The sequence below is a fragment of the Solimonas aquatica genome, assembly GCF_900111015.1.
GTDB classification, from domain to species: domain Bacteria; phylum Pseudomonadota; class Gammaproteobacteria; order Nevskiales; family Nevskiaceae; genus Solimonas; species Solimonas aquatica.
Genome location: NZ_FOFS01000008.1, coordinates 141,669 through 160,105, shown reverse-complemented (window position 1 = coordinate 160,105; position 18,437 = coordinate 141,669). Strand labels below are relative to the sequence as shown.

17 protein-coding genes are annotated in these 18,437 nt (G+C 67.8%); 7 read left to right on the top strand and 10 right to left on the bottom strand.

Annotation, left to right across the window (positions count from 1 at the left end; genetic code table 11):
- Window positions 1-7: 7 nt before the first annotated feature.
- From ccmB to BMY12_RS11315, 3 genes are all read right to left on the bottom strand, one after another.
- The gene (gene ccmB, locus BMY12_RS11325) at window positions 8-676 is read right to left on the bottom strand and encodes a heme exporter protein CcmB (protein WP_093286048.1); all 669 of its coding nucleotides are present in this window, start codon (window positions 674-676) and stop codon (window positions 8-10) included.
- Complete coding sequence (gene ccmA / locus BMY12_RS11320) at window positions 673-1,257, bottom strand: heme ABC exporter ATP-binding protein CcmA (RefSeq protein WP_093286045.1); 585 nt, start codon at window positions 1,255-1,257, stop codon at window positions 673-675. Before ccmA ends, ccmB begins: the two co-directional genes overlap by 4 nt.
- A gap of 128 nt (window positions 1,258-1,385) precedes the next feature.
- The gene (locus BMY12_RS11315; RefSeq protein ID WP_143068932.1) at window positions 1,386-1,856 is read right to left on the bottom strand and encodes a styrene oxide isomerase; all 471 of its coding nucleotides are present in this window, start codon (window positions 1,854-1,856) and stop codon (window positions 1,386-1,388) included.
- A 136-nt stretch (window positions 1,857-1,992) separates the two neighbouring features.
- Between BMY12_RS11315 and BMY12_RS11310 the strand changes: the two genes are divergently transcribed.
- Window positions 1,993-4,800 carry a winged helix-turn-helix domain-containing protein gene (locus tag BMY12_RS11310; RefSeq protein ID WP_093286039.1) on the top strand — a complete coding sequence of 936 codons (2,808 nt, stop codon included), beginning with the start codon at window positions 1,993-1,995 and terminating at the stop codon, window positions 4,798-4,800.
- Between the two features lie 75 nt (window positions 4,801-4,875).
- Window positions 4,876-5,775 carry a metal-dependent hydrolase gene (locus BMY12_RS11305; protein WP_093286037.1) on the top strand — a complete coding sequence of 300 codons (900 nt, stop codon included), beginning with the start codon at window positions 4,876-4,878 and terminating at the stop codon, window positions 5,773-5,775.
- A gap of 169 nt (window positions 5,776-5,944) precedes the next feature.
- Here the strand turns inward: BMY12_RS11305 and BMY12_RS11300 are convergent, their stop codons facing one another.
- On the bottom strand, window positions 5,945-7,315 hold the full coding sequence (locus BMY12_RS11300) for a M20/M25/M40 family metallo-hydrolase (protein WP_093286034.1): 1,371 nt from the start codon (window positions 7,313-7,315) through the stop codon (window positions 5,945-5,947).
- Between the two features lie 149 nt (window positions 7,316-7,464).
- On the opposite strand from BMY12_RS11300, the gene mfd reads away from it, so the two are divergent.
- The 5 genes from mfd (at window position 7,465) to BMY12_RS11275 (ending at window position 14,641) form a co-directional block, all read left to right on the top strand.
- Window positions 7,465-10,881: a transcription-repair coupling factor gene (gene mfd, locus BMY12_RS11295; protein ID WP_093286032.1), complete on the top strand. Its 3,417-nt coding sequence runs from the start codon at window positions 7,465-7,467 to the stop codon at window positions 10,879-10,881.
- 47 nt (window positions 10,882-10,928) lie between these two features.
- Complete coding sequence (locus BMY12_RS11290) at window positions 10,929-11,462, top strand: CsiV family protein (RefSeq protein ID WP_177188956.1); 534 nt, start codon at window positions 10,929-10,931, stop codon at window positions 11,460-11,462.
- Window positions 11,459-11,998, top strand: a complete 540-nt coding sequence (locus BMY12_RS11285) for a hypothetical protein (protein ID WP_093286027.1) — start codon at window positions 11,459-11,461, stop codon at window positions 11,996-11,998. The genes BMY12_RS11290 and BMY12_RS11285 overlap by 4 nt, the downstream gene beginning before the upstream one ends.
- Window positions 11,999-12,195: 197 nt before the next feature.
- On the top strand, window positions 12,196-12,699 hold the full coding sequence (locus BMY12_RS11280; protein WP_143068931.1) for a DUF3015 family protein: 504 nt from the start codon (window positions 12,196-12,198) through the stop codon (window positions 12,697-12,699).
- 70 nt (window positions 12,700-12,769) lie between these two features.
- On the top strand, window positions 12,770-14,641 hold the full coding sequence (locus BMY12_RS11275) for an Lnb N-terminal periplasmic domain-containing protein (RefSeq protein ID WP_093286021.1): 1,872 nt from the start codon (window positions 12,770-12,772) through the stop codon (window positions 14,639-14,641).
- A 15-nt stretch (window positions 14,642-14,656) separates the two neighbouring features.
- Here the strand turns inward: BMY12_RS11275 and BMY12_RS11270 are convergent, their stop codons facing one another.
- Genes BMY12_RS11270 through BMY12_RS11245 form a run of 6 tightly spaced genes read right to left on the bottom strand, consistent with a single transcriptional unit; the run spans window position 14,657 to window position 18,347 of the window.
- Window positions 14,657-15,073: a cupin domain-containing protein gene (locus BMY12_RS11270; protein WP_093286019.1), complete on the bottom strand. Its 417-nt coding sequence runs from the start codon at window positions 15,071-15,073 to the stop codon at window positions 14,657-14,659.
- 33 nt (window positions 15,074-15,106) lie between these two features.
- Window positions 15,107-15,853 (bottom strand): S-methyl-5'-thioinosine phosphorylase, encoded by a 747-nt coding sequence (locus tag BMY12_RS11265; RefSeq protein WP_093286016.1) that lies wholly within the window; start codon window positions 15,851-15,853, stop codon window positions 15,107-15,109.
- The gene (locus BMY12_RS11260) at window positions 15,850-16,407 is read right to left on the bottom strand and encodes a hypoxanthine-guanine phosphoribosyltransferase (RefSeq protein WP_093286014.1); all 558 of its coding nucleotides are present in this window, start codon (window positions 16,405-16,407) and stop codon (window positions 15,850-15,852) included. Before BMY12_RS11260 ends, BMY12_RS11265 begins: the two co-directional genes overlap by 4 nt.
- On the bottom strand, window positions 16,404-17,402 hold the full coding sequence (gene nagZ / locus BMY12_RS11255; RefSeq protein WP_245732467.1) for a beta-N-acetylhexosaminidase: 999 nt from the start codon (window positions 17,400-17,402) through the stop codon (window positions 16,404-16,406). Before nagZ ends, BMY12_RS11260 begins: the two co-directional genes overlap by 4 nt.
- Window positions 17,386-17,862, bottom strand: a complete 477-nt coding sequence (locus BMY12_RS11250; protein ID WP_093286009.1) for a L,D-transpeptidase — start codon at window positions 17,860-17,862, stop codon at window positions 17,386-17,388. The genes nagZ and BMY12_RS11250 overlap by 17 nt, the downstream gene beginning before the upstream one ends.
- The gene (locus BMY12_RS11245; RefSeq protein WP_093286006.1) at window positions 17,859-18,347 is read right to left on the bottom strand and encodes a CYTH domain-containing protein; all 489 of its coding nucleotides are present in this window, start codon (window positions 18,345-18,347) and stop codon (window positions 17,859-17,861) included. The genes BMY12_RS11250 and BMY12_RS11245 overlap by 4 nt, the downstream gene beginning before the upstream one ends.
- Window positions 18,348-18,437 lie beyond the last annotated feature (90 nt).

The window sequence follows — 18,437 nt, the reverse complement described above, 5'->3', positions numbered from 1 at the left end:
AGGTGCATCACTCGAAGGCATTGCGGAGCGCCGCCGCCGCCAGCCAGGGCAGCAGCGTGAGACTCAGGGAGAAAATCGCAGCCAGAAAGTATAAGGGCGCGCCGGCGTCCAGACCCTGCTGCGCGGCGCGCACCGCACCGGCACCGAAGATCACCACCGGCACGATCAGCGGCAGCACCAGCACCGGCAGCAGCGCGCCGCCGCGCGGCAGACCCACGGTCAGCGCCGCCACGAAACTGCCGATCAGGCTCAGGGACGGCGTACCCAGGGCCAGGCCCGCGAGCAGCACGCCCAGCTGCAGCGGATCAAAGCCCAGCATCAGTGCCAGCGGCGCCGCCATCAGCACCACCGGCAGGCCCGAGAGCAGCCAGTGCGCGAAGCTCTTCACCAGCACCGCCAGCACCAGCGGGCAGCGGCTGACCAGAATCTGTTCCAGGCTGCCGTCCTCCTGATCGCTGCGGTACAGACGCTCCAGGCTCAGCAGCGCGGAGAGCAGCGCGCCCACCCAGATCACCGCCGGCGCAAACGCGGCCAGCAAGGGATCGCCGGGCTTGGCGCCGAAGGAGAACAGCGCCACGACGATGGCGTAGAACACCGGCGGCAGCAGCCAGTCGGTCTTGGCGCGCGCCGCCAGTTGCAGCTCGCGGCGCAGCAGGGCGTAGAGCGCGCGGCTCATAGCGCCAGCTCCCGGGCGCGCAGCGCGCCGGGCAAGGGTTGATGACTGGTCATCAGCACCGCGCCCTGCGCGGCCAGATGCTGCGCGACCAGCCGCGCGAACAGCGCCAGTCCCGCCGCGTCGAGACCATCGAGCGGCTCGTCGAGCAGCCACAGGGGCCTCTCCTGCAGCAGCAGCCGCGCCAGCGCCGTGCGCCGCTTCTGGCCCGCCGACAGGCTGCGGCAGGCCCGACGCTGCGCGCGCGCCGGCAGCTGCAGCTGATCCAGTACCGCGGTCACGCGCTCGCCGGACAGGCCGTTGAGCCCGCACCAGAAGCGCAGGTTTTCGAGCGGACTCAGATTGAGATTCAGGCCGTTGCGATGCCCCAGCCAGTGCAGCGCGGCCTCGTCGCGTGCGTAACGCAGGCTGCCGCCGCCGGCGCTGCGCAAGCCCGCCAGGGTCTCCAGCAGCGAGGTCTTGCCCACACCATTGGCGCCGCGCAGATGCAGCAGCTCGCCGGCCGCCAGCACCAGGGAGAAGTCCTTGAGCAGCACGCGATCACCGCGCAGCACGCAGAGATGTTCGGCGATCAGCAGGCTCAAGCGGACGACGTCCTTTATTTGGGGCGCCGTAGTCTACGGGATGCGCGGCGCGAACTCGCAGCCTCGCCAGCTTAAGGGCGAGGCTGCGGTCCGCACATTGATCTGCGCCAAGCGTGGCGCAGGCGGCCTTACTGGCTGCGGGGCGCGCGCAGCAGGGCCAGCAGGGCGGCGAACAGGGTCACGGCCGCGACGATGCCGCCGATGTAGGCCAGCGCGCCGGGCAGATTGGCCGCGCCCAGGCGGTTGCTCTCGAAGCCCAGGCCATGGTTGGGCGCGAACAGGCTCATCAGGTAGAAGCAGAAATTGCCCCAGACCGCGATCAGCACGCCGCGATAGATCAGCGCCGCGCGCCGCTCGGGCAGGCTGAAGCTGCGCAGGCACAGCGCCATCACGATGGCCATCAGGCCGTTCATCATCATGCCGAGGTGCAGCACGCGCCAGCCGCCCGGCGTGCCCAGCTGCCATTCGGCGAACGGCGGCAAGGGCGACAGGCCGATGCTGCCCACCATGGAAAACGCCAGGCCGAAACCGCCCAGCAGGGCCGTCAGCATCGCCACCACGCCATGACGCAAAAGACGATCGGAATACACTTGGTTCACGCGTTCTCCCCCTTGGTTTTCTCGGACTGCTTGTAGCCTTCGGCTTGCAGCAGCCGAAGACTACTTCCGATTTTGCCGGACAAAACCCAACCGATAGGATGGGGCTTGAGCCCACTGCCAACCGCCACGATCCCGATTGAGCAAATCCAACAAGACCGCCAGCCCCAATCGCATGGCCGCCGAATCACTGCGCAGAACCGAACGCCTGATCGCCACCAAGCTCAAGGCCATTGCCTGCGACCCGCGCAGCGTGTCGCGACGGCAGCTGTTTGCCCAGCAACTGAGCCTGGGCGGCAGCGCCCGTGTGCTGACGGTGGTGGCGCCGGCGGGCTCCGGCAAGTCCACCGTGCTGGCGCAGCTGCATCAGGCCCTGCGCGAACAGAATGTGGCGACCTGCTGGCTGAGCCTGGACGCCGCCGACGATGATCCGGCCACCTTCGCCCTGTACTTTCTCTCCGCGCTGATCTCGGCGCGCGGCGACGCCATGGCGCCGCAGCTGGCGATGCTGCGCGCCAACCCCATCCAGAAACTGCGCCCGGTGTTCGCCAGCCTGCTCGCCGAACTCAGCGCGCTGAGCGAACCGCTGGCGGTATTCCTCGACGACTTCCAGCATCTGCACAATCCGGTGCTGCTGGGCTTCTTCAACGATCTGCTCGCACACCTGCCGGACAGCCTGCAGCTGGTGTTCGCCAGCCGCAGTCAGCTGCCCCTGGATCTGGCGCGCCTGCGCGCCGCCGGCGCGCTGTGCGAGATCCGCCAGGCCGAACTCAATTTCGACCGCGAACAGGCGGCGGCCTTCCTGCAGCGCTATCACGGCATCCGCCTGTCCAGCGCCAATCTCGACGGCCTGCTCGCCGGCACCGAGGGCTGGCCCACGGCGATCCAGCTGGTGGCCCTGGCCCTGCTGCGCCACCCGGGGCCGCCGGGCGAGCTGATCGGTTCCTTCTGCGGACGCGACAAGGATCTCACCGAGTATCTGGTGCAGAGCGTGCTGCGCGCACAGCCGGCCGAGATCACCGGGTTTCTGCTGCACACCTCGGTGCTGCGCCGGCTCTCGCCGGGCCTCTGCGAAGCGGTGGCCGGGCATCGCCGCAGCGCCGCGATGCTGGAAGAACTGGAACGCGCCAACCTGTTCCTGATTCCCCTGGACCGCGAATCGCAGTGGTATCGATATCACCATCTGTTCGCGGAATTCCTGCAGGCACGCTTCCGCCGCCAGGACCCCGAGGGCTATCGCAGCGCCTGCCATCGCGCCGCGCAGTACTGCGAGCAGCAGGGCGAGGTCACCGAGGCCATCCAGTATTTTCTCGACGCGGAAAGCTATGAGCAGGCGGTGACCCTGATCGCCCGCCACGGCCGCCTGGTCTCGCATCACCAGGGTGACCACTACTCCATCCTGGAATGGATGCGCCGCCTGCCCGCCGCCTATCACGAGGCGCGCCCGGAGATCGTGCTCTGCCACGCCTGGAGCCGCACCTTCTGCCGCGACAGCGGCAGCGCGCTGCGCATGCTGGACGCGCTGCGCCAGCGCCTGGCCGACCGCGAGCGCTGCTGGCCCATGGACGAGGCCGAACACACCCGCATCGATCGCTGGGCGCGCGTGGTGCAGCTGGTGGCCGCCGCCGCTTCCGACCAGATCGAACAGGCCGCCACGCACGCGCCGCAGCTGCTGCGCGAGCTGGGTGAGGACGAGCTGATGCTGCTGGCCACCACCAGCAATGTGCTGAGCTACGTGACCCTGGTGCGCCGCGAATTCGAGCGCTGCAAGCAGGTGGCCGAGCAGAGCTACCGCCAGGCCCTGCGCGCCGAAGCGCCGTACGCGGCGAACTGGGCCGATTTCATCAACGGCATGGCGCATATCGAAAACGGCCAGCTGCGGACCGCAGGCTCGTTCAGCGCCCGCATCCTGACGCACGCGCCGCAGATGGAGCTCAAGCCCTATTCACGCGGTCTGGCGGTGGCGCTGGACACCGACATCGCCCTGCAGCGCTGCGACTTCGAAGGCGCGCAGAAACTGATCGACAGCATGGGCGCGTTCCGCGAGGTGTTCGGCCCGGCCGAGCCGCTGTGGATGACGATCCGCGCCGAGGCCTGGCTCAAGCTCTGGGACGGTGACCGCGCCGGTGCCCGCCAGGCGCTGCAGAACGGCCAGGACGTGGCCTTGCGCACCCAGCAGCCACGCCTCTACACCAGCCTGGCCATCGAGGAAGCCCAGCTGTGCGCGGTGGTCGGTGATGCCGCCTGCGCCCTGGAAGTGGTGCGCCGCGCGCAGCTGAGCCAGGACAACGCCGCGCTGCGCGAATACGGCAATGCCCGCGTGCTGCGCAATCAGCTGCAGCTGCTGGAAGCGCGGCTGCGCATCGCCGAAAACGAACATGCCTCGGCGGTGCGCCTGCTCACCAGTCTGCTGCAGTCACGCGGTGCCGAAACCCGTGGCGGCTTCTGGCTCAGCGTCACGGCGGCACGCGCCGTGGCGCTGTGGGGCGCGCGCCAGCAGCGCGATGCCGCGCGCGAGCTGGATCGCGCCCTGGACGCGGCGGCCGATGAATTCCACGCCTTCCCGCTGGCGGCCACCGGCCAGATGCTGCTGCCGGTGCTGGATGCCATCGGCCAGCGCCGGCCGGGCAGCCATGAAGCCGCCGGCGATCTGCAGGCCAAGCTCAAGCTGCAGCTCTGGCTCACCGCCTTCCTGCGCGGCGAGCAGGCGGCGCCGGTGGAAGAAGCCGCGCCGGCCGAAAGCGTGAGCAGGCTGGAAACACTGACCGCGCGCGAGGTGCAGCTGCTGCGCCTGGTGCAGTCGGGCCTGAACAACCGCAGCCTGGCCGATGCCCTGCTGGTGTCGGAGACCACGGTGAAATGGCATCTGCACAATGTCTACACCAAGCTGGCGGTGCGCAGCCGCGGCGCGGCCGTGGCCAAGGCCCGGGAGTACGGCCTGATCTGATCGAAAGATCGGGGCCTTGCGCGGCGGAATGAGGCACAGTTCATCCTGAACAAGAACGATTCGGGAGGAGAGCCCATGAGTACGGTCACGCAGCATCCCATGGATGGCGTCACGGTCCGGCCGCTGAAGTTTGACCTTGCCTCGCTGCGCAGCGAAGAGCTGGTCTGGAGCCGCAGCCATCCGCTGTTCTCGATTTTCCTCAACGCGCTCGGCATGCATGTGCCGCACTTCGAGCGCTATCTGATCGTGGCGCTGCGCAAGGCGCGGGTGCAGATCCAGGATGAGGCGCTGCTCAAGGATGTCTCCGCCATCATCGGCCAGGAAGCGCATCACGCCAGCAATTTCCTGAAGCTCAACGAAGCCTTTGGCGCGCGCTATCCGGGGGTGGCCGCCATCGACGCCGCCTCGCGCAAGCACTTTGCCGAGCGCGCGCAGCAGGACGATCTCAAGCGTCTGGTCGGCTTCACCGCCGGCTACGAGACCTTCACCTTTCTCGCCGGCATGATCATCCTGGGCAATTACCAGCGCTGGATGGCCGACTCGCAGCCGGTGATGAAGGCGATCTGGGTCTGGCACCAGGTGGAGGAAGTGGAGCACGGCGCGGTGGCCTTCGACGTCTACCAGCACCTGTACGGCCAGCATGAGTGGTACCGCAAGTGGATGGTGGTGAAGGCCCTGCTGCACATCGGCCAGGAAACCACGCGCGTGTATCTGCGCATGATCCGCCGTGAGGGCTATCTGCGCTCACCGCTGCGCGCGCTCTACGCCCTGGGCTTTGGCAGCGCCATGCTGCTGCGCCTGCTGCGCGCCGGCCTGCCGGTGCTGCGCCGCGGCTACCACCCGCGCCAGCATCCCATGGTCAACGACCAGCAGAATCCCATCCAGAAAGCCTGGCGCCGCTACGCCGCCAAGGGCGGCGACGTGCTGGCCATCGACGCGCAGAAAATGGCGGCGATGCTCGCGACCGAGGCTTGAGGCCGGCTCACAATCGCCATGTGCGCTGCGCCGGGGCTGCTTTGGCGCAGGGCATGGCGGCAGACGCGCCGCTTGGGGGTTCCCAGCCAGCGACTGCCAACGCCGCCCCGCGCCAAAACAGCCCCGTCCCGAAGGGTGGCGCCAGAAATTGTGAACAGACCCTCAGGCCCTACTCCGCCGGCAGCCGCGCAATCGGCTGCGGCCAGTCGGCGACCAGCCAGGCCAGGCTCGCGTAGACCGCGACGTTCTGGCGCAGGCCCGCACGGTCGAGATGGTCGAGCGTGTCGTTGGCACTGTGGTGCACATCGAAGTAGCGGCTGGCGTCCTGACGCGGTCCCAGCAAGGGCACGCCGGCGGCGGTGAGCGGCGCGATGTCGCTGCCGCCGTGGCGGGTCGCCTCGCCGGGCGCCACGCCCAGCGGCGCCACGACGGCGAAGGCCGCGGCACGCAGCGCGGCATTGTTCTCGCCCAGACCGTCCATGAGCTTGAGCACGCGCCCGGACCCCAGGTCCGCTTCCATGGCCAGCACATGCCGGCCCAGCTCGCCGGCATGCGCCTCGGCGTAAGCCTTGGCGCCGGACAAACCGAACTCCTCGTTGGCATAGAGCACCACGCGGATGGTGCGACGCGGCTTCTTGCCGAGCTTGACCAGCTGGCGCAGCGCGGCGGTGACGATGGCCACACCGGCGCCATCGTCCTCGGCACCGGGCGTGATGTCCCAGGAATCCAGATGCGCGCCCAGCAGCACGATCTCGTCGCTCTTGCCCGGCAGCTCGCCCACCACATAGGCCGAGTTCACCGCACCCAGCTCGCGCGCGTCCAGATGAATGGCCACGCTCGCGCCGCCGGCCTTGACCACCGCCGCCAGACGATCCGCCGCGAGATTGGACAGCGCCAGCGCCGGAATGCGCGGCGCGTCCTCGTAATCGGTGCTGCCGGTATGCGGGGCATCGTCGGCGGCGGTGCTGAGATTGCGCATCAGATAGGCCGCAGCGCCGCGCCGTCCCGCTTCGGCCGGCCCATGCGCGCGCACCGGATAGGCCTCGCCGTAGCCGCTGGCGTCGCTGCTGCGGCGCATCGACAGGTCCATGAAGACGATGCGGCCGCGCAGCTGCGCGGGCTTGAGCGCGCGCAGCTCCTCCAGCGAGCCGACGCGCACCACCTCGGCCTCGATGCCGCGCGCATCGGTGCCCACGCTGCCGCCCAGGGCCACGGCCGAAAGCGGCAGCGGCTCGTTGTCGGTCAGCAGTTCGACACGGGTGGCGCCGCGCACCCAGCGCGGCTGGATCACCGGCTCGCCGTGCACGTTCTTGAAGCCGGCGTCCTCCATGCTGCGGAAGGCCCAGATCAGGGCGCGCTCATAGCCTTCGCTGCCGGAGAAGCGCGGCCCCACTTCATTGATCAGGCGCGTGACCAGGCCCTCGGCATAGGCGTCCTGCAGCGCGCGCTGCTGCAGGGTATCCAGCGTCTTGTCGGCGGCCAGTGCCACCGTCATCAGGCCGCACAGGGCCAGCGCCAACAGCGCGCGTCTTGCTCGCATCGTCCCGTTTTCCGTCGGTGAGGGAGGCAGCCCCGGCTGCGCACGGCGCGCATGAGATAATGCCCCATGGCCGCAGGCTTGCCGCCACCTTCAAACTATAGCCTTCAGGACTGCGCACCGTCCTGAGGGATTTTCTTGTGTCGAGGCTGATGAAACCGCATTCCCTACTGACGCCGCCGCTGCCCGAAGGCAGTGTCTCCTGGCTTCTTCCCGCCGCCGGCAGCGGCGCCCTGGCGCTCGCGCGCCTGGCGGCGCAGAGCGGACAGCTGGTGGTGGCCCTGGCCGCCGACGAGCAGCACGCCTATCACCTGGAACACGAGCTGCGCTTTTTCCTGGGCTCCCTCCCTCTGGTGCATCTGCCCGACAGCGAGGTGCTGCCCTACGAGCAGTTCTCGCCGCATCAGGAAATCCTCTCGCAGCGCCTGTCCGCCCTGCACCGCCTGCCGCAGATGCAAAGCGGCGTGCTGCTGACCACCGCCGATCAGCTGCTGCGCCGGCTGCCGCCACGCGACTGGCTGGCCGGACGCGCCTTCGACATCCGCGTCGGTGACCGGCTCGATCTCGCCGCGTTCCGCCAGCGTCTGGTGGCGGCGGGTTATCAGTCGGTATCGGAAGTGCAGGCGCACGGCGAGTTCGCGGTGCGCGGCGCGCTGCTGGACCTCTACCCCATGGGCGCCGAAGCGGCGTATCGCATCGATCTCTTCGACGAGGAGATCGAAACCATCCGCACCTTCGATCCGGAAACCCAGCGCAGCGAGGAGAAGGTGCAGGCCATCCGCCTGCTGCCGGCGCGCGAGTTTCCCACCGACCGCGAAGGCATCGAAACCTTCCGCCGCCGCTACCGCGAATACTTTCCCGGCGATCCCTCGCGCTCGCGCATCTACAGCGAGGTGAGCAAGAACCTGATGCCGGGCGGCATCGAGTCCTGGCTGCCGCTGTTCTACGCCGAACCCTGCGCGACGCTGGCCGACTATCTGCCGGACTCGGCGCTGCTGCTGGCGCTGGATGATCTGGAAAAAGCGCTCGACGAAGACTGGCAGCAGATCAGCGAGCGCTACGAGCGTTACAGCGGCGACATCGAACGCCCGCTGCTCAAGCCCGAGGATCTGTTCCACACCCCGGCCGCCGCGCTCAAATCGCTGGCGCGCCATCCGCGCGCCACCGTGGGCGGCTCGCTGGAGCCGCGCCTGCGTTTCGCGGTCAGCGCCGCCAGCGCCAAGGGCGCCGAGGCGGTGCGCACGCAGCTCGCGGCGCTGCCGGCCGAGGAGAAGGTGCTGTTCGTGGCCGAGTCGGCCGGCCGTCGCGAGGCGCTGCTGGGCTTCCTGAAACCCCTGGGCATCCAGCCGCGCGAGCATGCCAGCTGGCAGGACTTCCTCGATCAGAAGCGCCGCTACGGCATCGTGCTCGGCCCCCTGCAGGAAGGTTTCCGCCTGGACGATGCCGGCATCAGCCTGATTGCCGAGACCCAGGTCTTCGGTCTGCGCGCGCCGGCCGAGCAGAGCCGCAAGCGCGCACGCATCCGCGATCCGGAAACGGTGCTGCGCGATCTCTCCACGCTGTCCATCGGCAGCCCGGTGGTGCACGTCGAGCATGGCGTGGGCCGCTACTGCGGCCTCACCACCCTGGACGCCGGCGGCATCCAGAGCGAGTACCTGCTGCTGGAATACGCCGGCGGCGACAAGCTCTATGTGCCGGTCACCTCGCTGAACCTGATTCACCGCTACACCGGCAGCGAGCCGGAGCAGGCCCCGCTGCACAACCTGGGCTCGGAGCGCTGGGCCAAGGCCCAGGCCAGGGCCCGTGAAAAAGCCCATGACGTGGCCGCCGAGCTGCTGCAGGTGCAGGCGCGCCGCGCCGCCAAGCCCGGTATGGCCCTGGAATTCGACGAGGCCGACTACGCGCGTTTCTGCGAGGGCTTTGCCTTCACGCCGACGCCCGATCAGCAGAAGGCCATCGACGCGGTGCTCGCCGATCTGCGCGCCGACAAGACCATGGACCGCGTGGTCTGCGGCGACGTGGGTTTCGGCAAGACCGAGGTGGCGCTGCGCGCCGCCTTCGTCGCCGCGCGCGGCGGCCGCCAGGTCTGCATGCTGGCGCCCACCACCCTGCTGGTGGAACAGCACGCCAAGAATTTCGCCGACCGCTTCTCCGGCTTTCCGATCCGCGTCGCCAGCCTCTCGCGCCTGCGCTCCAGCAAGGAGCAGAACCAGGTGCTGCGCGAGCTGACCGAAGGCAAGCTCGATGTGGTGATCGGCACGCACCGCCTTCTGCAGGAGGACGTGCGCTTCAAGAACCTGGGCCTGGTGATCGTCGATGAGGAGCATCGCTTCGGCGTGCGCCACAAGGAGCGCCTGAAGAATCTGCGCGCCGAGGTGGACCTGCTCACGCTCACCGCCACGCCCATCCCGCGCACGCTCAACATGAGCCTGGCGGGCCTGCGCGAGCTGTCCATCATCGCTACGCCGCCGCCTTCGCGCGTGGCGATCAAGACCTTCGTCTCGGAATGGAACAACGCCCTGGTCTACGAAGCCTGCCTGCGCGAGATCAAGCGCGGCGGCCAGGTGTACTTCCTGCACAACGAAGTCAAGGACATCGAGAACTTCGCGCGCAGCATGCAGGAACTGGTGCCGGAGGGCCGCGTGCGCTTTGCGCATGGCCAGATGCGCGAGCGCGAGCTGGAACAGGTGATGCTGGATTTCTATCACCAGCGCTTCAACATCCTGGTCTGCACCACCATCATCGAGTCCGGCATCGACGTGCCCTCGGCCAACACCATCCTCATCGACCGCGCCGACCAGCTGGGCCTGGCGCAGCTGCACCAGCTGCGCGGCCGCGTCGGCCGCAGCCATCATCGCGGCTATGCCTACTTCCTGATTCCGGCGCGCCGCTCGCTGAGCGTGGAAGCCGAGAAGCGCCTGGATGCCATCGAGACGCTCGGCGATCTGGGCTCGGGCTTTGCGCTGGCCACGCACGATCTGGAAATCCGTGGCGCCGGCGAGCTGCTGGGCGAGGATCAGTCCGGGCAGATCGAGGAAGTGGGCTTCACCCTCTACGCCGAGCTGCTGGCGCGCGCGGTGAAGGCGATCCAGACCGGCAAGCTCGACGATGCGCCCTTCGGCGCGCAGGCCTGCGAGGTGGATCTGGGCGTGGCCTGTCTGATTCCCGCCGACTACATCCCCGATGTGCACGCGCGCCTGACGCTGTACAAGCGCATCTCGGAAGCCGCCGACGAGACCAGCCTGCATGAGCTGAAGGTCGAGATGATCGACCGCTTCGGCCTGCTGCCCGAAGCCGCCGAGCGCCTGTTCGATGTCTCGGCCCTGCGCAACGCGGGTCAGGTTCTGGGCATCCGCAAGATTCGCGCGGGCGGCCGCTCCATCACCCTGGACTTCGCGGCCAAGCCCAATCTGGACCCCATGCGCCTGATCAAGCTGATCCAGACCCAGCCCAAGGTCTACAAGCTCGAAGGCCAGCAGCGCCTGCATTGCTACGGCAACTTCGAGGACGCGGCGGTGCGCCTGCCGCGACTGCGCGAACTTCTGGCTACACTCTCGGGATCATCATGACGGCAGGGATTTTTCGCATGCGGCAGAGGGGACTGTGGCTGGCATTGATGCTCCTGCTCGCGACCGGCACGGCGCGCGCCGAGACCTATCGCATGGACCTGATCCTGTTCGCCAACCGCACGGCGGTCACGGAAGCACCGCGTGCCGGCGCCCTGCCGGATTACGCCGGCGCCATGGCGCTGGACAATCTCGCCGCGCTGCAGGCCGCCGGCATCCGCCTGCTGCCGGAGAGTGATTTCGCCCTGCAGAGCCAGTGGGCGCGCCTGCGCAACTCCAGGCAGTTCCAGCCGCTGCTGCATCTGTCCTGGACGCAGAACGATCCGCCCGAGGCCCGCGGCCCGGCGCTGCGCCTGCGCTGGGGCGAAACCCAGCCCGGTTCCGGCCTGCCGCTGGTGGACGGTCGCGTGATGCTGCTGATCGTCAATCGGTATCTGACCCTCGACGCCGATCTGGCCTACAACGGCAGCAACGGCGCCTGGCGCCTGGACGAGCGCCGCAAGATGCGCCGCGACGAGCTGCATCATCTCGACAGCGCGCGCCTGGGCATCCTGGCGCAGGTCACCAAGGTGGGCGTGCCGTGAACGCGTGCCGGCTGGTGGTCGTGGTGGCCGCGCTGCCACTGCTCACGGCCTGCCTGCTGGTGCTTCCCCCGCCACCGCCGCTGCCAGCACTGATCATCGCCGCACCGCCGGTCTGCAGCATCGCCGCTGCCGCCAATCTGCAGCTCCCGGCCACCGAGGGCGCCCGACAGCGCGCGCCGAAGTCCGGGCCGCTGGCCCTGGCGCAGGTGCATACCGTGAACCGCCCGCTGCCGGAGATCGCGGTCTGGCAGGGCTTCGCAGACGGCTGGTCACGCCTGAGCCTGCAGCTCGGCTCGAAGTACGCAAGCGCCATTTCCCTGCGACTGCACGATGTCCACCTGCCGCCGCAGACACAGGTCTGGCTGTGCTCCGCCGGCGCCACGGTGCGCCTGGGGCCGCTGAGTCCCGACGCACAGGGCGAGCTGTGGACGCCGCCGGTTCCCGGCGAACAGGTCCGTCTGGAAGTCTGGGCGCCCGCCCCCCTGCGCGGGCAACTGCGCGCACAGCTCAGCGACGTCTACGCCGGCTATCGCTGAGCGCGCCGAGCGGCGGTTTTTGTGCGGTAGCGCAAACGCCTGCCTGCATTGCAGATTGCAATCGTCTGCGGGTCCCGTAATCTCAAAGCCTCAGCTGCCGCTGCGCAAGCGGCGCATCTGAGCGTCTCTCATGGGGCTGAGGGACGGCTGCTGCTGTTCAATATCTCCAAAGAAGTTCAACCAAGGAAACGCAACACATGAAAAAACTGATAGGGGCAGCTATCGCGACGCTGGCTGTGATCAGCGTGCCGGCGCAGGCGGAAGGGGAGACGCACCACCGTGATCTCGGTGACATCTACACGCAGTGCGGCCTGGGCGGCCTGATCGCGCCGAAGATTCCCTGGCTGGCCGTGACCACCAACATCGTCTGGGACCTCGGCCTCACGGCCACCAGCTCGGAAATCACCTCGCCGAACAGTTGCAAGGGCTCCAGCGCCCAGGCCGCGGCGCTGATTCTGGAAACCTATCCGGCGCTCGAGCGTGAGCTGGCGCAGGGCAGCGGCGAGCACATCGACGCGCTGCTCAGCACCGCCAGCTGCGGCGGCGAGTCGCGCGGCGAGATGAGCAGCGCCCTGCGCGCCGAGCTGTCGGGTCTGGCCAACCAGGCTGACTACTCGCAGCAGAGCCGCCTGGACCATGCCAAGGGTTTCTATGCCGCCTTTGCGCGGCAGGCCGATGCCCATGCCTGCAATCTGAGCTAAGCCCTCGCTCGCCGCCCCAGCGGCGGCGTCCGTTCCAGGAGCGCCCAACCTTCGCGGTTGGGCGTTTTTTATGCGCCTTTTCTGTTTTCTGCTTCTGCTGCTCACCACCCTGGCCGCGCCGGCTCAGGATGACGCCACGCTGACCGCCGCGCAGACGCGCGCCGAGCAACTGCGCCTGCATGAGGATGCGCAGTGGCGACGCCTGCTGCACTTTGCGCCCGGCGAGCGCCGCAGCGAAATCATCTCGCCCGACTTTTTTCTTGCCGGTGCCGGCAGCTCGCCACGCGCCGAGCTGCAGGCCGCCATCGTCGCCTGGTTTGCCACGCCCGCTGCAGAGGCCGAGGGCGATCCGCGCTGCCGCTTCCCGGCGCGATTCCGCTGGCTGCGCGAAAAGCTGCAACTGGACACACCCGAAGCGGATTTCCCGAACTGCCACGCCTTTGCCGCCTGGTCGCACAGCGAAGCGCTGCGCTCCGTCAGTCTGATCATGGTCAGCGGCTACCTCGGCAACCCGGCCTCGTCCTTCGGACACGCCCTGCTCAAGCTCAACCGCGGCGAGCCGGTTGCTGGCAATGATCTGCTGGATCTGAGTTTCAACTTCGGGGCCGACGTACCCGCTCACGAGCCGGTTCCGCTCTACATGCTCTACGGCCTGTTCGGCGGCTATGAGGCGAATTTTTCCTCGGGACCGTTCTACCAGCACGATCAGGTGTACGTGCGCACGGAGTTCCGTGACCTCTGGGAGTACGAGCTGCGCCTGGACAGCGCGCAACGCCAGCGTGTGGTCGAGCATCTCTGGGAGCTGCGCGGCGCACGCTTCCGCTATTACTTCCTCAGCGAGAACTGCGCCTATCGGCTCGGGCAGTTGCTCAACGTGGGCCTGGAGCGCGATCTGGTTCCCAAGGTGCATGTCTGGTTCACACCGGTGGAACTGTTCCATCGCCTTGCCGATGCACGTCAGGGTGATCAGCCCCTGGTGGCACAGCTGCGCTTCCTGCCATCCAACCAGCGCCGCCTCTACGCCCAGTTTGCGCAGCTGCAGCCGGCGCAGGCGCGCGTCACCAACGCCCTGATTGCCGATGACCTGGCCGATCTGCCACAGCAGCTGCAGGCCTTCGCGCCCGCGCAGCGGAGCGAAATCGTCGACACCCTGCTGGCCTATCACGAGTACCGCCTGGCCGCGCAGTTCGAGGAGCAAAGCGATCCGCACTTGCTGCAGGACAAGGATCGCCTGCTGCGTCTGCGTCTCACGATGCCGACGCTTGCGCGCCCTCCGCCCAAGCCCGTCACGCCGGCACCGCCCAGCCGCGATGCGCGGCCGATGCTGGCGGGACTGGGCTGGACGCAGACGCCCCAGGGTGCACAGGCCACGCTGCGTTACGCACCCTACTTCCAGGATCTGATCGGCCGTCACGCCACGGAAGGCCTGGAACTGAAAGTCCTGGACGGCAGCGCGCACAGCGATGGTGAGCATCTGCGCCTGGACCAGCTCGATATGGTGGCGATCCGGCGCCTGAGCGATGCTCCGGATATCCACGGCGAAAGCCGTCTGTCCTGGCAGGCGCGTGCCGGTCTGCGCCGCCCCCTGCCCTTGCTGGAACTGCCAGAACACAATCCACTGCTGCCGCAGCTGGAGGCCGGTGCCGGCCGCAGCCTGCGCTGCACGAGCCTGGCCCTGTGCTACGCGCTGCTCGATGTGCAAAGCGCGCCGGGTTATACGCCCCTGCAGACCGGCAGCAGCCTGGGCCTGCTGGGCGGGCGCGAACCCTGGCGCCTGCAGCTGGACTGGACCGGTCGTTACGACCTGCGGCGCGAACGCTGGCGTTCGCAATACGAAGCGGCGCTGCGTCTGAGCCTGGCAGCGCAGCTGGAACTGCGCGGCCTCTGGCAGCACGCTGCCGGCGAGAACAACCTCAGCCTGAACCTGTTCCGCTATTGGTGAAGCGCCTTGCCCGCCTCAGGGCGCCGGCTGCAGCAACGGCTTGTCGGCATCGACGATGAAGGTGCTGATCACCACCGCCGGTTCGCCGCTGGTGTTGCGCGTCTCATGCACCACGCCGCGCGCATTGTGGTAGCTCTCGCCGGCGTGAATCAGGCGCGGCGGCTGATCGCCGCTGCGCAGTTCAAGGCTGCCTTGCAGCACGGCGGCGTACTCATCGCCGAAATGCGTGTGCCGGCTGGTGGCGGCGCCGGGCGCGAACTCGGCGCGGATCATCAGGACCTGCTGCTTCGCATCGCCGGCAAAGGGCTCGCGCAGCAGGGGCTTGATCTGCACGCCGCTGCCCGGCACCAGTTCCTCGGCGGCCTGCGCCAGTGAACCCAGGCTGAGGCCCAGCAGCAGCATGGCCACAGCGCGCTTCACATTTCCGCGCATGTCTGTCTCCCGATTCTTATGGGTCTGTATCTTTCAAGCCAGCGTCGGCAGGAGCTGCGCGAGCACCGCGCGCACCTTGCGCATGCCGTCTTCGATGGAGCGCGCGATCTCGGCGTGGATGTCGCCGATGCCCTGCACGCCGGCCGCCCAGTTCACCGACAGCGCCAGACAGGCGTAGTCCAGACCCAGCTCGCGCGCCAGTCCCGCTTCCGGCATGCCGGTCATGCCGACCATGTCGCAGCCATCACGCTGGATGCGCCGCACCTCGGCCACCGATTCCAGGCGCGGCCCCTGCGTCACCGCCAGCACACCCTCGCCCACCACCGGCGTCTGCGACAGACGCGCGGCGTCGAGCAGGCCGGCGCGCAGCGACTCGGCATAGGGCTCGCTGAATTCGACATGATGCAACTCGCTGCCGGTGCTGCCGTCGGAATACGTGTGCTCACGGTCGAAGGTGTAATCGATCAGATCCTTGGGCACCGCGATCTCGCCCGGTGCAAACCAGGGCGCGATGCCGCCCACGGCGGCAATCGCAATCACCGACTGCACGCCGGCTTCGCGCAGCGCCCAGAGATTGGCGCGGTAGTTGATCTTGTGCGGCGGAATCTTGTGGCCCTCGCCGTGACGCGCGAGAAAGATCGCGCGCCTGCCGTACACGCGGCCTTCCAGCAGCGGCGCACTGGGCGGGCCGTAAGGCGTGTCGAGCTCGATGCGGCGATCCACCTCAAGACCCGGCCACTGGTTCATGCCGGTGCCGCCGATGACCGCAATACGGCTCATAGTCCTTTCACCGCATAGATCGCTGGCAACTGCCGCCAGTATTCCTTGTAGTCCATGCCACAACCGAAGATGTAGCGGTCTTCCACTTCCAGGCCCACGTACTCGGCAAAGGCATCGGGCACGCGGCGCTCGTGCAGCTTCTTGACCAGCACCGCCACGCGCAGCGAGGCCGGCTTGAATTCGGAGATGGCTTCGCGGATTGCGACCAGGGTGTTGCCCTCGTCGAGGATGTCGTCGATCACCAGCACATGCCGGCCGCTGATGCGTTCCGGACGCGGCTGCACCTTCCACACCAAACCACCGCCGCTGGTCGCGCCGCGATAACGCGAGGCATGCAGGTAATCCAGCTGCAGCGGGAACCGCAAGCGTTCCGTGATCTGCGCCGTGGCGTTGAGGCCGCCATTCATCACGCAAAGGATGAGCGGATCCAGCTTTTCGTAATCCGCTGCAATAGCTGTCGCAAGGTGCTCGTACGCAGCGGTGACGGTCGCTTCGGGCACCAGGCAATCCGCTTCTCGCAAAACTTCCAGTGCGTGCTCGGGGCTCGCGCTCATGCGGCATTCTCCACGTGACGGCCATACAGTTTTTTCAGACGCGCCGAGGCGGCGCGATCGGGTTTCACATCGTGCAGTGCATCGATCAGCGCTGTCACCGCCGCGCGGTCATTGCAAACCGGCAGCATGTCATTGCCGACTTCCAGCGCGCGGCGCGCACGCTCTTCCATGCTGCCGACCACGGCGGCGCCGCCCATGGACAGATCGTCGCAGAAGATCGCGCCGGCAAAATCCAGCTCCTTGCGCAGGATGTCCTGAATCCAGCGCCGCGACAGCGAGGCCGGTTCCTGATCCACGGTCGTGTAGCGCACATGCGCCATCATCAGCGACTCGATGCCGTCATTGATCAGCACGCGGAAAGGTTGCAGATCGCGGCCGCGAATCTCTTCTTCCTTGCGCCGGTCGATGGGCAGTTCCAGATGCGAGTCCGCCACCACTGCGCCATGTCCCGGGAAGTGTTTGCCGGTGGCGCACAGACCCGCCGAATTGAGTCCGGCACGGAAAGCGCGCGCCAGCTGGATGATGGTCTCCGCCGAGTCGGCGAAGGCGCGATCACCGATCACGCTGCTCACGCCATGGTCGATATCCAGAACCGGCGCAAAGCACAGATCGATGCCGTAGGCCGACAGCTCCTGGCCGATGGTGGCGCCGTGCTGGCGCGCCTCGCCCAGCGCGCGCTTGAAGTCTTCGGCATAGAGTTGCCCCAGGCTGCGCATCGCCGGAATCCGCGTGAAGCCGACGCGAAAGCGCTGCACGCGCCCGCCTTCGTGATCCACGGCCAGCAGCAGGCGCGAGGGTCTGGGCAGCGCCAGGATCTCGGCGCACAGCGCCTTGAGCTGCTCGGGGTCGCGGTAATTGCGCGTGAACAGAATCAGGCCGCCCACCAGCGGATGGCAGAGCAGCTCGCGATCCTCGGCCGTCAGTTCCAGCCCCGCGACGTCCACCATCAGCGGGCCGAGCAGACGGGTCTGGCTGGATTTATTCGTGGAGCTCAACTTCAGTTCCTATGCTGACAAGATCGAACAGTTCGATGACATCTTCATTGCGCAGACGCACGCAGCCATGCGAAAGCGGCTGGCCCAGCGGCTCGCTGTCGGGCGTGCCGTGGAGGTAGATATAGCGACGGAAGGTATCGACGCAGCCCAGGCGATTGCGACCGCGCTCCAGACCGGAGAGCCATAGGATACGCGAGAGTATCCAGTCGCGTCCCGGATGGCGTGCCTGCAGCTCGGGCGTCCAGACCTCGCGCGTCCAGCGTCTGGCGCGCAGCACCGCGCCCTGGGGCAGACCGGCGCCGATCTTGGCGCGCACGATGTGCCGGCCGCGCGGCGTGCAGCCGGAGCCCTGGATTTCGCCGGCGCCATTGGCGGCGGTGGACACCGTGTACTCGCGCAGCAGCTCGCGCTGCTCGTACAGACGCAGGCGCTGCGCGGCGATGTCAACGATGATCTTCAAGCGCGGTCCGCATCCGGCCAGCGGTTGTAAGGATGCAGGGCCAGGTAGTGGTTGTACCAGCGCCGCTCTTCGGTGAGTTCGCGGCCCAGCCACTGCGGTTTGTCGAAAGGCTGATCGACGCGAGGCAGCTCGATCTCGGCGACGATCAGACCGGCGTTGTCGCTGAGGAATTCATCGATTTCCCAGCTGAGGTCCGGGCCGGCGGGCACGTAGTGACGGATTTTTTCGATGCGGCCGACGCAGAGGGTGGCAAGCAGCTCGCGGGCCTCGTCGGCCGGAATCGCGTATTCGTATTCGGCGCGGGCACTGCCGGTGACCGCCGCCTTGATGTTGAGATTGGCCTGCTCACCTTCCAGGCGCACACGCACCGAAGCCTTGCCGACTTCCTGCGTCAGATAGCCCTGGCGCATCTCGACGCTGTGCGTGACGTGGCTGCGCCAGGCGTCGTGGATCACGCGAAACTTGCGTTCGATTTCAAGCGCCATGGTTCAGGCTCGATTGCATGGAAGATGGATAGCCAGCAACGTAGCGCAACTCAGGCGTGCAAGCGCCGCAAGCCGCCATGGCTTTGCTGT

Excerpts from the sequence above, each read along its gene's own strand:
- ccmB (WP_093286048.1), bottom strand. The coding sequence starts at position 676 with ATGAGCCGCGCGCTCTACGCCCTGCTGCGCCGCGAGCTGCAACTGGCG.
- BMY12_RS11305 (WP_093286037.1), top strand. The coding sequence starts at position 4,876 with ATGAGTACGGTCACGCAGCATCCCATGGATGGCGTCACGGTCCGGCCG.
- BMY12_RS11300 (WP_093286034.1), bottom strand. The coding sequence starts at position 7,315 with ATGCGAGCAAGACGCGCGCTGTTGGCGCTGGCCCTGTGCGGCCTGATG.
- mfd (WP_093286032.1), top strand. The coding sequence starts at position 7,465 with ATGAAACCGCATTCCCTACTGACGCCGCCGCTGCCCGAAGGCAGTGTC.
- BMY12_RS11290 (WP_177188956.1), top strand. The coding sequence starts at position 10,929 with ATGCTCCTGCTCGCGACCGGCACGGCGCGCGCCGAGACCTATCGCATG.
- BMY12_RS11280 (WP_143068931.1), top strand. The coding sequence starts at position 12,196 with ATGAAAAAACTGATAGGGGCAGCTATCGCGACGCTGGCTGTGATCAGC.
- BMY12_RS11275 (WP_093286021.1), top strand. The coding sequence starts at position 12,770 with ATGCGCCTTTTCTGTTTTCTGCTTCTGCTGCTCACCACCCTGGCCGCG.
- BMY12_RS11270 (WP_093286019.1), bottom strand. The coding sequence starts at position 15,073 with ATGCGCGGAAATGTGAAGCGCGCTGTGGCCATGCTGCTGCTGGGCCTC.
- BMY12_RS11265 (WP_093286016.1), bottom strand. The coding sequence starts at position 15,853 with ATGAGCCGTATTGCGGTCATCGGCGGCACCGGCATGAACCAGTGGCCG.
- BMY12_RS11260 (WP_093286014.1), bottom strand. The coding sequence starts at position 16,407 with ATGAGCGCGAGCCCCGAGCACGCACTGGAAGTTTTGCGAGAAGCGGAT.
- BMY12_RS11245 (WP_093286006.1), bottom strand. The coding sequence starts at position 18,347 with ATGGCGCTTGAAATCGAACGCAAGTTTCGCGTGATCCACGACGCCTGG.